Genomic DNA, 14,161 nt, shown 5'->3' on the forward strand with positions numbered 1-14,161 from the left:
AAATAACGTTGGGCCGCAGTCCGCGGCGGCCGGTTCCCTCGTCGGGGGAAGCCGGCCGCCGCATTGCGTCAGTGCTGGTACGGCGACAGGTCCATGAAGGGCGTGATCGGCGCGGTGCGTCCACCGGAGCCCACGGCATCCAGGCACATCATGTCGTCCGCCGCATTCAGGCCCGTGGGCGAGGTCAGCGAGGACTGCACGTGGCCGTTGGGCACGCAGATCGACGGGTGGTCGAACGGGGCCCGCTCCATCCGCACGCGGTCGTCGGTCAGCGACAGCAGGAAGCTCACGAGGTCGACCTTCTCCTGCTCCGTCAGGCCCAGGGGGATGATCGCCGGCGAGAGGTTGGCCGCGTTGTCCTGGCCGAAGTCGCCGCCCCGGTCGTAGTGGTCGATCACCTGCATCAGCGTGGCCTTGCCGCCGTTGTGGAAGTACGGGCCGGTCAGTTCCACGTTGCGCAGGCTGGGCGCCTTGAATGCGCCGGCGACGTTCACCTGGTTCGCCCGCTCCGGGATCATGTACTGCCAGGCGAAGAAGTCGTTGCCCAGCTTGGCCGCCGCCGCATCCTTGTCGAGGGCTTCCGTCATGAAGAGGCTCTCGGAGAACGGGTTGCCCCAGGGGCCGCGGGCGCCGAGGCCCAGGTCCTCGTGCGTGGGACGCACGCCGATGTTGTAGAAGCCGCTGTCATAGGTGCGCGTCCCGCCGTTGCGCATGTCCATCCGCTCCAGCCGCACTTCCGTGACGTTGCGGAAGGAGGCCGCGGTGAACTCCGCACCGATGTGGCAGAACTGGCAGAGGCCCTTGTTGTTGAAGACATCGAAGCCGCGCTTCTCGCTGTCGGTCATGATCGTCTTGTCGCCGGCGGCCCACTGGTCGAAGCGCGCGTCGTCCGAGATCAGCGTCTGCTCGTAGGCCTGGATGGCCAGGGCAAAGAACAGGGAGAAGTTCGCTTCCATCTGGCCGGTGGTGAACTTGAACTTCTTGGGCTTCTTGGCCTTCTTCTTCTTCAGGTCCATGGAAGCGATCTTCTTGGCGTCCTTCTCGCTGATGTCCACCGTGGGCCACATCCAGTAGGCCGGGTTGAAGGCCTTCTGCACCAGGTCGCGGTACTTGGGCGGGTTGTTCTTCCCGTCGGCCACGAACTTGCCCAGCACGCTGTCGGTGGGCGAGATCACCTGGTTGGCCAGGATGGGGGTGCCGAGGATCTTCTGCCCGAGTTGGGCGAAGGTGCGGCTGGCGCAGCTCATTTCCGTTTCCGACAGCGCCGGGCCGACCGCCTGCGATGCCAGCGCGGAGGACGGCAGGGCCACCTTGACCTGCTGCATGAGGCCGTCCTGGATCTTCCAGACCAGCGCGTTCGGGTTGTGCGGGCCGAACGGGTCGCCGCCGTTGAACGTGTTGGTCGCGCGGCCGTCCCAGAAGTTGCGGAAGTTGAACGCGGCGTTGATCACGGACAGGGCGTTGCGCGGCTGCACCTGGCGCGTGTTGACCGCGCCGTAGTGGAAGGCGTCGCCATCCAGCGTGTAGGTACACGTCTCGATCATCTCCGTGCTCTTCTTGTCCGCGGGCGCCACGTCCACGAAGTCGCCGTTGAACGACCCTTGCGAGGAGGCCACATCGTTGATGTCGATGCGGTTGGACGGGCTGTTGCCCGTGGTCCCGGCACGGAACTTCGTCAGCGGGAAGTCGGTCGGCTGCAGCTGGTAGTTGGGGCCGGGCATCAGCTGGAAGGTGAAGTCCGGGTCGGGCAGTTGCAGGTCCTTCGTCATGCGCTGGGTGCCGGGGTTCACCTGGTTCTTCACGCGGCGATCGGCGCCGGCGCTGAAGTGGCAGGAGGCGCAGGCGGTCTTGTTGTCGCTGCCCACGCGGGTGTCCCAGAACAGCGCCTTGCCCAGCGCGATGACCGCTTCCTTGTCGACGATCAGGTCGCCGAGTTCTGCGTCCGTCGGTCCCGGCACGGGCACGGTCTTCAGGGACATCAGGGGCAGCGGGATGGCCGGCTCGCGGACCTCGGGGCGGATGATGGCGCCGTAGGTCTCGATGTTGGCCGGCGGCAGGCGCGGCGCCAGCATCGAACCCAGGCCGCTGCGCGCCGTCGGCAGCGCCGCGGAGGCCGCATAGGTCACGCCGTCCCAGGTGGGCAGCGGGGTGGGCATCAGCTGGTGCTGGCCCGGGTGCTCCACGTCCCAGCGCAGCAGCATGGAGGTGTCCTCGTGCTGCGTGTTGTGGCAGTGCTCCACGTAGGTGCCGGCGAACTCGCGGAACTGGATGGCCAGTTCGACGCTGGAGGTGCTGTCATCCTCGTTGCCGATGCGGTAGACGTCCTTGCGCGCCCACTTCTCCCACTCCGGCGGCTCCTTGCCGCCGCGCTTGAGGATGATGCCTTCCTCGAAGTGCACGTGGATGGGGTGGCCCCAGCCGCCGCCCGTGTTGATGGTCCACACTTCCAGGGTGCCGTCGCCGCTGAAGCCGGCATCGCTCGGGCCGCTGGCCAGTTGCGGGGCGGCGGAGATGCGGCGCAGGTCCGTGGCGAAGCCGGCGCCGCCGTCGGTCTTGATCGTCCAGGGTGCCAGGTCGGTGCCGTTGGAGCGACCGAAGTGGAAGTCGCGGCGGCGCGCGTTCATCAGCTTCTGCCGATCGGCCGGGTTCGCGCGATCGAGCCACAGCGGGATCATCTTCTTGCCGGCGGCCTGGTTCGGCTTGGCGGGCTCGTACTCGCGCGGGTCCATGCTCTGGTCGGTGCCGGCGTAGGTTTGCACGCGCAGTTCCATCAGCATGCCGACGGCGGGATCGCCGTTGTCCCATTTCTGCTGGCCGTCGGAGTCCGTCTTGATCACGGCCTGGTACTCGCCGGAGAGCACTTCGGCCAGCGGCACGTCGCGCTTGCTGCCCTTGCCGTCGTTGTGCTCCTTCACGTTCACCAGGTACAGCTTGTCGCCGGGCTGGATGCCGTGCCTGGCGAAATCGACCACGATGTCGTAGCGCTCGGCGACGGCCATCGTGGGCAGCTGCCCCTTGTGGTCGTTGAGGTAGCCGTCCTGGTCCAGGTCCATGGAGCCGTCGAAGGGAACGGCGTGCTCCAGGATGTTGCCGTCGTTGGCGACCATGTGGAAGGGCACGCGGGCGTACGAGACGCCGGAGCCGGCCGGGCCGGGCATTTCACCGCCCGTGCCCTGCACCTGGCGCACCAGCGCGAAGGTGAAGTAGCGCGAAACGGAGCCGTTCAGGATCCGGAAGCGGTAGCGCCGCGCCCGCACGTCGAGATAGGGCGCGTATTGCCAGTTCACCGTGACGCGGTCACCCAGGAAGCCGTCGGTGTTGAAGGGGTTGAACCAGAGCTGGCCGTCCTTGTCCCAGGCCTTGTCCCCGACATCGAGGTTGACGTCGTAATCGCGGTTGCCCCAGGGCATGGCGGAGCCGGAGGGCAGGCGCAGGTTGACGCCGTCGTTCAGCACCTCGTTGCCGCGGTCCAGCGCCGAGTAGTAGTTCATCATCGTCGCATTGCCCTTGTAGACGTTCTGCGCCGTGAAATCGACCATGTGGTCGTGGAACCAGTGCGTGGACATCGTCTCGCGCCAGTCGCCGCGGATGTTGATGCGGCCGTTCTGGCAGGTCTTCACGCCGGGGTTCGCGTCGTTGACCCACAGGGTCTCGCCGGGCGAGCAGGGGAAGCCGGCCTTCGGCTCGCTGGCCGTGGTATTGATCGAGTCGTAGCCGGCCAGTTGCAGCGGCCAGCGATAGTCGTAGAACTGGCCGGGGAAGAAGAAGGCGTTGGCGAAGCCGTCGCTTTCGCCGGGGTTGTGGCCGTTGTGTTCGTGCGTGGTGATGGTGTGCAGGCCGAACCCGCGGTTGGCGGCAGGGTCGATCGGCAGTGCGTTGTAGTGGCGCATGAGGATCGGCTGGCCGTAGCGCGCCATCAGCAGCTTGGGCGGGAAGGTGCCGTCGAAGGTCCAGACGGCGTTGTGGTCCTGCACCGGCATGTTCGGGTGGATCTGGACCGTGATGCCCCTGGTCGTGCCGTCGAAGCCGGGCAGGCCGGTGGTGTTGTGGTACAGCCCGCCGGGTCCGAACTCGCCGTACTTGTACTGGTGCAGCTGGCTGGCGTCACGCAGGCCGCCGTTGACGCGCGCGCCCGCCTGCACCGTCTTGAAGAAGGACTGCGGGTAGAACTCGTTCCAGCGCTGGTGGGCCCAGCCTTCACCGGGCGGACGGCCTTCGGCCGGCGGGTTGTCCAGCGCGCGCTGCAGGAATTCCTCGACCTTCGACTGCCACGGGTTCGGCGAACTGGTGTTGGCCAGGCGCGTGGGGAACGGAAAGATGCCGGGCTGCTTCAGGAAGCCGTCGAGCGAAGTGCCCGAGGGACCGCTGCGATACAGGTTGGCAGGGTCCTGTTCCGGGGCGGCGCCGGTGCTGGGAAGGGGGAAGGGCAGCGTGCCTGCCTGCACGCCCGGATCGAGCTTCTCGGAACCGAACTCCTCGAACATCAGGAGCTTCTGCGTCCAGGGCTGCGCGCCGAACAGGGGGCTGGCGTAGCCATTGGTCGGGTACATGACCGAGGACTGGACGTCGGGCGGCAGCATGTTCCCCTCGCGCTGTTGCTCGCGGCCGCTGTACTTGCGGTTGGGGAGTTCGTAGGAGCCCAGGTTCGTTTCGGGCAGCGAGTACAGCGACTTCAGCGCCGCATCGCCGTCCGGTGGCGGATCGCGGTACGCGGATGGGTCGGTGGCCGGGGGCGGCCCGAAATAGTCGAGGGCGCCCGCCTGCGTGGCGAGCGCCCCGACAACCCCCAGACACAGCGCGCTGGCCTTGAACACGGCCAAGGTCCGGCCAAGTCTCCTCTTCATCGTCTGCCCTCCTAATTGCAAGCAAACGTGCACGGGACGTGCCGATCGGGGTGCCGGAAGGACTGGTACAAAGGTTCCGGAAAAACGGCACCAAAGTGCCGAGCGAGCCGGAAAGTTTTCCCCAAGGATGGGGTGCCGCTCCCCAGCAGTGGGGACAAACACCCACGAACGGGCTGGCGGCGGGCTGTCAGGCGAAAGAATGAGCGTCGATTGTCTTTAGGCGCTGCCTGGGCACAGAGTTTCCAGACCTTGCCAATCAAACGAGGAACCAAGAAAAACGGAGGCCGAAGCCCCCGTGCATTGCCGCCAGCCTGGGGACATGCCCCTGCGCCTGGTCAATAGTCGTCCGGCAGCGAGCGCATGCAGCTGCCTTCCTTGCTCGCGCACAGGGCTGCCACTCCGGCCGAGGCGAGGATGCTGCCCGGATCGAAGCCTTCGGTGGCCGGCTGCGCGCTCTCGGTGGTCGGCACGCCGGCGTCGTTGGTCGCGAGGACCACGTAGTTGGCGGACGTGAACTGGCCGCCATCCTTGCCATACACGCAGTTCTCGTCGTGGATGTAGCCGGGATGCACGCTGCCGTCGGCTGCATGCACCGCGGCGCACACGAGCAGCGGCTCGCCATCGGCCGCCTTGCCGCCGATCAGCGAACGCTGCGGGTAGCTCATGGCGTGGCCCGGTACCCAGGCGTAGCTGGCCTCGGCGATGCTGCGCTGCGCCAGCACCTCGAAGGCGGCGAGGCCGCGTTCCTGGCCGTCGAGGGCGATGCGGCACTCGCCGCCGCTGGCGCCGCTCGTCCAGAACTTGCCGGGCACCACGACGCCGTTGCCCAGGTCGGCGCGGCAGACGTGGAAGGAAAGGGCATCGCTGCCGCCGCCCGCCACCAGGGTCGCGGGGGTGTCCTTGGCCACCCACTGCAGGCCGTCGGCGCACGCCAGGCCGGAAGCCAGGAAGACGAGAACCCCTGCGAGAGTCCGTTCCATCAAGCGCATGACTGTCTCCAAATCGAATCTAGACAAATGAGTCCGGCCACCAGGCCGGGAGGTCGGCGGCGGCCGGCTGCGCATGGCGCGCGCCGGCGGCCGCATGCCGTCAGTGCTGGTACGGCGACAGGTCCATGAAGGGCGTGATCGGCGCGGTGCGTCCACCGGAGCCCACGGCGTCCAGGCACATCATGTCGTCCGCCGCATTCAGGCCCGTGGGCGAAGTCAGCGAGGACTGCACGTGGCCGTTGGGCACGCAGATCGACGGGTGGTCGAAGGGAGCGCGTTCCATCCGCACGCGGTCATCGGTCAGCGACAGCAGGAAGCTCACGAGGTCGACCTTCTCCTGCTCCGTGAGGCCCAGGGGGATGATCGCCGGCGAGAGGTTCGCCACGTTGTCCTGCCCGAAGTCGCCGCCCCGGTCGTAGTGGTCGATCACCTGCATCAGCGTGGCCTTGCCGCCGTTGTGGAAGTACGGGCCGGTCAGTTCCACGTTGCGCAGGGTCGGCGCCTTGAAGGCACCCGCCACGTTCACCTCGCTCGAGCGCTCCGGGATCAGGTACTGCCAGGCCTTGAAGCCGTTACCCAGCTGCTCGGCGGCGGCGTCCTTGTCCAGGGCTTCCGTCATGAACAGGCTCTCGGAGAACGGGTTGCCCCAGGGGCCGCGGGCGCCGAGGCCCAGGTCCTCGTGGGTGGGACGCACCCCGATGTTGTAGAAGCCGCTGTCATAGGTGCGGGTCGACCCGTTGCGCATGTCCATCCGCTCCAGGCGCACCTCCGTCACGTTGCGGAAGGACGCGGCCGTGAACTCGGCGCCGACGTGGCAGAACTGGCACAGGCCCTTGTTGTTGAAGATGTCGAAGCCGCGCTTCTCGCTCTCCGTCATCACGCCCGTGTTGCCCGAGGCCCACTGGTCGAAGCGCGAATCATCGGAGATCAGCGTCTGCTCGTACAGCTGGATGGACAGCGCGAAGAACAGGGAGAAGTTGGCTTCCATCTGGCCGGTGGTGAACTTGAACTTCTTGGCCTTCTTCGCCTTCTTCTTCAGGTCCATGGAAGCGATCTTCTTGGCGTCCTTCTCGGTGATGTCCACCGTGGGCCACATCCAGTAGGCCGGATTGAAGGCCTTCTCCACCAGGTCGCGGTACTTGGGCGGGTTGTTCCGGTCGGTCACGAACTTGCTCAGCACGCTGTCGGTGGGCGAGATCACCTGGTTGGCCAGGATGCGCATGCCGAGCATCTTCTGCCCGAGTTGGGCGAAGGTGCGGCTGGCGCAGCTCATTTCCGTTTCCGACAGCGCCGGGCCGGAGGCCTGCGATGCCAGTGCGGAGGTCGGCAAGGTCACCTTCACCTGTTGCATGCGGCCGTCCTGGATCTTCCACACCAGGGCGTTCGGGTTGTGCGGGCCGAAGGGATCGCCGCCGTTGTAGATGTTCTTGGCCCGGCCATCCCAGAAGTTGCGGAAGTTGAAGGCCGCATTGATCACCGTGGGCGCGTTGCGGGCCTGCACCTGGCGCGTGTTGACCGCGCCGTAGTGGAAGGCGTCGGGGTCCAGCGTGTAGGTGCACGTCTCGGTCATCTCGGTGCCCTTCTTGTTGTCCGGCGCCACGTCCACGAAGTCGCCGTTGAACGAACCTTGCGAGGAGGTCACGTCGTTGATGTCGATGCGGTTGGACGGGTTGTTGCCCGCGGTGCCCGCACGGAACTTCGTCAGCGGGAAGTCGGTCGGCTGCAGCTGGTAGTTGGGGCCGGGCATCAGCTGGAAGGTGAAGTCCGGGTCGGGCAGTTGCAGGTCCTTCGTCATGCGCTGGGTGCCCGGGTTGACCTGGTTCTTCACGCGCTTGTCGGCGCCGGCGCTGAAGTGGCAGGAGGCGCAGGCGGTCTTGTTGTCGCTGCCGACGCGGGTGTCCCAGAACAGCGCCTTGCCCAGGGCGATGGCGGCTTCCCTGTTGATGACGAACTCACCCAGCTCGATGTCCGACGGCTGCGGCACCGGCACGGTCTTGAGCGACATCTGGGGCAGCGGAATCGCCGGCTCGCGGACCTCGGGGCGGATGATGGCGCCGAAGGTCTCGATGTTGGCGGGCGGCAGGCGCGGGGCGTTCATGGAGCCCAGGCCGGTGTGGTAGGTGGGCAGTCCCACGGACGGCGCATAGGTCACGCCATCCCAGGTGGGCAGCGGCGTGGGCATCAGCTGGTGCTGGCCCGGGTGCTCGATGTCCCAGCGCAGCAGCATGGAGCTGTCTTCGTGCTGCGTGTTGTGGCAGTGCTCCACGTAGGTGCCGGCGAACTCGCGGAAATGGATGGCCAGTTCGACGCTGGAGGTGCTGTCCTCCTCGGAGCCGATGCGGTAGACGTCCTTGCGCGCCCACTTCTCCCATTCCGGCGGTTCCTTGCCGCCGCGCTTGAGGATGATGCCTTCCTCGAAGTGCACGTGCACGGGGTGGCCCCAGCCGCCGCCGGTGCTGAGCGTCCACACTTCGAGCGTGCCGTCGCCGCTGTAGCCCGCGTCCGTGGGGCCGTTGGCCAGTTGCGGGGCGGCGGAGATGCGGCGCGTGTCGGCGCCGAAGCCGGCGCCGCCGTCGGTCTTGATCGTCCACGGTGCCAGGTCGGTGCCGTTGGAGCGGCCGAAGTGGAAGTCGCGGCGACGCGCGTCCATCAGCTTCTGCCGGTCGGCCGGGTTGGCGCGATCGAGCCACAGCGGGATCATCTTCTTGCCGGCGGGCTTGGTGGCCTTGGCCGGCTCGTATTCGGACGGGTCCATGCTCAGGTCGGTGCCGGTGTAGGCCTGCACGCGGATCTCGAGCGCCTTGCCGACGGCCGGGTCGCCCTTGTCCCAGACCTGCTTGCCGTTGGAGTCCGTCTTGGTCACGGCCTGGTAGGCGCCGGAGAGCACTTCGGCCAGGGGCACGTCGCGCTTGCTGCCCTTGCCGTCGGCGTGTTCCTTGATGTTGACCAGGAAGACCTTGTCGCCCGGCTGGATGCCGTGCCTGGCGAAGTCCACCACGATGTCGTAGCGCTCGGCGATCGCCTGCGTCGGCAGGATCGCGTTGTGGTCGTTCAGCTCGCCGTCGCGATCGAGGTCCATGGAGCCGTCGAACGGAACCGCATGCTCCAGGATGTTGCCGTCGTTGGCGACCATGTGGAAGGGCACGCGGGCGTAGGACACGCCGGAGCCGGCGGCGCCAGGCATCGGGCAGGCGGTCTCACCGGCGCACTCGCGCACCAGGGCCCACGTGAAGTAGCGCGAGACGGAGCCGTTCAGCATCCGGAAACGGTAGCGGCGCGCCCGCACGTCGAGCGTCGGCGCCCACTGCCAGTTCACGGTCACCCGGTCGCCCAGGAAGCCGTCGGTGTTGAAGGGGTTGAACCACAGCTGGCCCTCCTGGTCCCAGGCCTTGTCGGCCAGCACCAGGTTGACGTCGTAGTCGCGGTTGCCCCAGGGCATCGCGGAGCCGGAGGGCATGCGCAGGTTCACGCCGTCGTCGATGGCCTCGTTGCCGCGATCGAGCGCCGAGTAGTAGTTCATCATCACGGCGTTGCCCTTGTAGACGTTCTGCGCCGTGAAATCGACCATGTGGTCATGGAACCAGTGGGTCGACATGGTCTCGCGCCAGTCCCCGCGGATCGCGATCTTGCCGTTCTGGCACGTCTTGACGCCCGGGGTGGCGTCGTTCACCCACAGCGTCTCGCCGGGCGAGCACGGGAAGCCCGCGCGCGGATCGGTGGCGGAGGTGTTGATGGTGTCGTAGCCCGCGAGCTGCAGCGGCCAGCGGTAGTCGTAGAACTGGCCGGGGAAGAAGAAGGCGTTGGCGAAGCCGTCGCTTTCCGCCGGGTTGTGGCCGTTGTGTTCGTGGGTGGTGATGGTGTGCAGGCCGAACCCGCGGTTGGCGCCCGGATCGACCGGCAGCGCGTTGTAGTGCCGCATCAGGATCGGCTGGCCGTAGCGGGCCATGAGCAGCTTGGGCGGCAGGGTGCCGTCGAAGGTCCACACCGAGTTGTGGTTCTGCACCGGCATGTTCGGGTGGATCTTGATCGGGATCCCCTTGGTCGTGCCGTCGAAACCGGGCAGGCCGGTGGTGTTGTAGTACAGGCCGCCGGGACCGAACTCGCCGTACTTGTACTGGTGCAGCTGCTTGCTGTCGCGGGTGCCGCCGTTGGTGCGCGCACCGGCCTGCACGGTCTTGAAGAAGTTCTGCGGGTAGAACTCGTTCCAGCGCTGGTGGGCCCAGCCTTCACCCGGCGGGCGGCCTTCGGCCGGCGGCTTGTCCAGGGCGCGCTCGAGGAAGGTCTCGACGAGCGACTTCCACGGGTTCAGGGCCGTGGCGTTGGCCTGCCGCGTGGGGAAGGGGAAGAGGCCCGGCTGCTTCAGGAAGCCGTCGAGCGACGTGCTCGCAGGGCTGCTGCTGAACACGTCGCCTGGGTCCTGTTCCGGTGCCGCGCCGGTGGTGGGCAGGGGCAGCGGCATCGTGCCGGCCTCGGCGTTCGAATCCAGCTTCTCGGGCCCGAACTCCTCGAACATCAGGAGTTTCTGCGTCCAGGGCTGGGCCCCGAACAAGGGGCTGGCGTAGCCGTTGGTCGGGTACATGATCGAGCTCTGGAGCGAGGGCGGCAGCACGTTGTCGGCGCGCTGTTCGACCCGGTCGCTGAACTTGCCTCCCGGCAGCGCGTAGGCCCCGAGGTTGGTCTCCGGCAACGAATACAGCGACTTCAGCGCGGCGTCGGCATCCGGCGGCGGGTCGCGGTAAGCGGAAGGATCATCGGCTGGGGGCGCTCCGAAATAATCCAGGGCACCCGCCTGCGTGGCGAGTGCCCCGGCAACCCCAATGAACAACGCGGTGGCCTTGAACACGGTCAAGACTCCGGGAAATCGGCTCCTCTTCATGGTCCTCGCTCCTATTTGCAACCAAACGTGCATAGGGCGTGCCAACCGTAAGACGTAAGGAGAGGTGCCAAAGTGCCTCCCCGACGGCACTTATGTGCCGAATAGTTTCCGATCCAGCCCGAGGTTGGGTAGGCGAGGCCCCAGGGGCGGGGAAAATGCCCCACGGCCGGGCTGGTTCAGCCAGGAGCACGGGTTTCCCCGCGATCGGCTCAGCGGCAGTGATAGATGCGCACCACCGGCTGGCTGCCGGCGCTGACTGCGAACGCGTCGATGCAGCCGGTGGTCGGGTCCGTGCCGTAGACCACGGCGAAGCTGGGAGGCATGCCGCCGCCCGGGATGTTTATGACCAGTTTCGGGCGGCCGTAGGCGTCCATCAGGGCCGCCAGCGGCTGGTTCTGCCACTGCCGGTTCATCTCGGCCTCGCGCTGGGAGCGCGGGAGGTTCGAGACGTGACTGAAGGTGGGATGCGGCTGGCGCGGAATGCGGTGGATCTCGCCCTGGGCGCAGGCCGCCAGGGCCAGCAGCAGGGTGAGCGCCGCCGCAGCGCGCACCGCCGCCTCGCCGGACGGACATAGGCCCAACGATCGCATGCCTTCTTCCACGGTTCCACCCTGAGCCTCGATTGAAGCACGGTAGGCGCGGGCACGGGGCCCAGCCACCCTCAAACGGATGAGCTGGGTCTCCAGTTTGATCGCCGTCAGCCTGCGGCCCGAGGGCTGGTGGCCACGCGTAGCGCCAAAGCTGCTACGGTGACTGGATGGCCACCCGCATCGAACACGACACCTTCGGGCCCATCGCGGTCCCGGCCGAGCGCCTGTGGGGCGCGCAGACGCAGCGGTCGCTGCAGAACTTCGACATCTCCGGCGAGCGCCAGCCGCGCGAGATCATCCGGGCGCTGGCGCAGATCAAGCGCTCGTCGGCCGTCGTCAACCACCTGCTGGGCCTGCTGGACCAGCAGAAGGCGGCCGCCATCGTCGCCGCCGCCGACGAAGTGCTGCAGGGCGGCCACCAGGAGGAGTTTCCCCTGGTGGTCTGGCAGACCGGCTCCGGCACCCAGACCAACATGAACGTCAACGAGGTGCTGGCCAATCGCGCCAGCGAGCTGCTGGGGGGCAGCCGCGGGGAGGGGCGCAAGGTCCACCCGAACGACGATGTGAACAAGAGCCAGTCGTCCAACGACGTGTACCCCACGGCGATGCACCTGGCCGCCGTGGACGCGATCCGCAACCGGCTGCTGCCGGCGCTGGCGCAGCTGCGGGCCACGCTGGCGACGAAGGCCGAGGCCTTCCGGGACATCGTGAAGATCGGCCGCACGCACCTGCAGGACGCCACGCCGCTCACGCTGGGCCAGGAGTTCTCCGGCTACGTGGCCCAACTCGAACAGGCCGACCGGCACCTGCACGGCACGCTGCCGCACCTGTGCGAGCTGGCGCTGGGGGGCACCGCGGTGGGCACCGGCCTGAACGCGCCGCAGGGCTATGCCGAGAAGGTGGCGGAGGAACTGGCGCGGCTCACCGGCCTGCCGCTGGTGACGGCCGCCAACAAGTTCGAGGTGATGGCGGCGGCCGATGCGCTGGTGCACGCGCACGGGGCGCTCAAGACGCTGGCGGCGAGCCTGATGAAGATCGCCAACGACATCCGCTGGCTGGCGAGCGGCCCGCGCAGCGGCATCGGGGAGATCGCGATCCCGGAGAACGAGCCCGGCTCCTCGATCATGCCCGGCAAGGTCAATCCCACGCAGAGCGAGGCGATGACGATGCTGTGCTGCCAGGTGTTCGGCAACGACGTGGCGATCAATTTCGGCGGCGCCTCGGGCAACTTCGAGCTGAACGTGTTCCGGCCGATGATCGCGCACAACTTCCTGCAGAGCGTGCGCCTGCTGGCCGACGGCATGCGCAGCTTCAACGACCATTGCGCGGCCGGCATCGAGCCGAACCGCGAACGCATCCGGGAACTGGTGGACCGTTCGCTGATGCTGGTGACGGCGCTCAATCCCCACATCGGCTACGACAAGGCCGCCCAGATCGCCAAGAAGGCGCACAAGGAAGGCACCAGCCTGCGCGAAGCCGCCATCGCCTCGGGCCACGTGACGGCGGAACAGTTCGACCAGTGGGTGCGCGCGGAGGACATGGTGGGGAGGGATTGAAGACAGGACAACCGAACGCAAAGGACGCAAAGGTTCCGCAAAAGGCGCAAAAGGAAAACCAATGGGACGAGGGCTTCTTTGCGTCCTTTGCGAGACCTTTGCGCCCTTTGCGTTCGGTTGTTCGGTTGTTCGGGTTTCCTCTTGCGCCTTCCGTATGCAGGAGCTGTCGACGTTATGGTCTGAACTGTTGACACTTGGAAAAACGGTCTCCACTATCGGCTCCCAGCGGCCAGCGTGAAGCCGCAGCAAGGAGACCTGCATGTCCGTCAAGTCCGCCGTCGCCGCGCTGGCGATCGCGGCCGCACTCGCTCCGGGTGTGGCCTCGGCCCAAGCTCCCGCCCCCTATGACGCCACGCCGCAGCTCGTGGCCGCCGCGCAGAAGGAGGGCAAGGTCGTGTGGTATTCGGCCACCGACGTCCAGGTCGCGGAGAAGCTCGCGCGCGCCTTCGAGGCGAAATACCCGGGCATCAAGGTGCAGGTCGAGCGCTCGGGTGCCGAACGCATCTTCCAGCGCGTCAACCAGGAATACGGCAGCAAGATCTACAACGCCGACGTCGTCGAGACCTCCGACGCCGTGCACTTCCTGCACTTCAAGAAGCAGGGCTGGCTGCAGCCCGCGGTGCCCAGCGACGTGGCGAAGTTCTGGGGCAAGGACTACAAGGATCCGGACGGGCAGTTCGCCGCCTACCGCGCCCACCTCTCGGTGATCGCCTACAACACCAAGCTCGTGCCGAAGGAGCAGGCGCCGAAGTCGCATGCCGACCTGCTGGACCCGAAGTGGGCGGGCAAGATGGTCAAGGCGCACCCGGGCTACAGCGGCACGATCATGACCGGCACGCAGGCCCTGTCGCAATCGCCCCTGGGCTGGAAGTACTTCGAGCAGCTGGGCAAGCAGAAGATCATGCAGGTCCAGTCCTCCACCGAGCCGCCGAAGAAGCTCGCCGCGGGCGAGCGGCCGGTGATGGCCGACGGCAACGAATACAACGTGTTCCTGCTGCGCGAAAGCGGGGTGCCGATCGAGCCGGTCTACGCCCCGGAGGGCACGCCCCTCGTGATCGGCAATGCGGCGATCCTGAAGAACGCCGCCCATCCCGAGGCGGCCAGGCTGTTCTACCACTTCATGTTCACGAAGGAGGCGCAGCAGCTCAATAGCGACGTCGGCGGCCTGCGCTCCTTCCATCCGGAGGTGAAGGAGAAGGCCGGGCGCGTGCCGCTGTCGCAGATCAAGCTGCTGAACTCGGACCCGTCCAAGCTGGAAGCCGAAACGATCAAGAAGAAATACGAAGAGTATTTCGGGACCTGAGCG

6 protein-coding genes are annotated in these 14,161 nt (G+C 67.1%); 2 read left to right on the plus strand and 4 right to left on the minus strand.

Annotated elements, in window-relative coordinates; translation table 11 throughout:
* Positions 1–68 precede the first annotated feature (68 nt).
* From JI746_RS12695 to JI746_RS12710, 4 genes are all read right to left on the minus strand, one after another.
* Entirely contained in the window at positions 69–4,844 is a 4,776-nt protein-coding gene (locus tag JI746_RS12695; protein WP_201689902.1) for a cytochrome c peroxidase, read from the minus strand.
* Between the two features lie 335 nt (positions 4,845–5,179).
* Complete coding sequence (locus JI746_RS12700) at positions 5,180–5,824, minus strand: DM9 repeat-containing protein (protein WP_201689903.1); 645 nt, start codon at positions 5,822–5,824, stop codon at positions 5,180–5,182.
* Positions 5,825–5,933: 109 nt separating this feature from the next.
* Entirely contained in the window at positions 5,934–10,676 is a 4,743-nt protein-coding gene (locus tag JI746_RS28200) for a cytochrome c peroxidase (protein ID WP_330892994.1), read from the minus strand.
* Positions 10,677–10,918: 242 nt separating this feature from the next.
* Entirely contained in the window at positions 10,919–11,299 is a 381-nt protein-coding gene (locus tag JI746_RS12710; protein ID WP_201689905.1) for a hypothetical protein, read from the minus strand.
* Between the two features lie 167 nt (positions 11,300–11,466).
* On the opposite strand from JI746_RS12710, the gene fumC reads away from it, so the two are divergent.
* Together fumC and JI746_RS12720 are read left to right on the plus strand one after the other, a co-directional pair.
* The gene (gene fumC, locus JI746_RS12715; protein WP_201689907.1) at positions 11,467–12,855 is read left to right on the plus strand and encodes a class II fumarate hydratase; all 1,389 of its coding nucleotides are present in this window, start codon (positions 11,467–11,469) and stop codon (positions 12,853–12,855) included.
* Positions 12,856–13,114: 259 nt separating this feature from the next.
* Positions 13,115–14,158, plus strand: coding sequence for an ABC transporter substrate-binding protein (locus JI746_RS12720; RefSeq protein ID WP_201689909.1), 1,044 nt, complete (start codon positions 13,115–13,117; stop codon positions 14,156–14,158).
* Positions 14,159–14,161 lie beyond the last annotated feature (3 nt).

This window comes from Ramlibacter alkalitolerans (assembly GCF_016722765.1).
Lineage (GTDB): Bacteria > Pseudomonadota > Gammaproteobacteria > Burkholderiales > Burkholderiaceae_C > Ramlibacter > Ramlibacter alkalitolerans.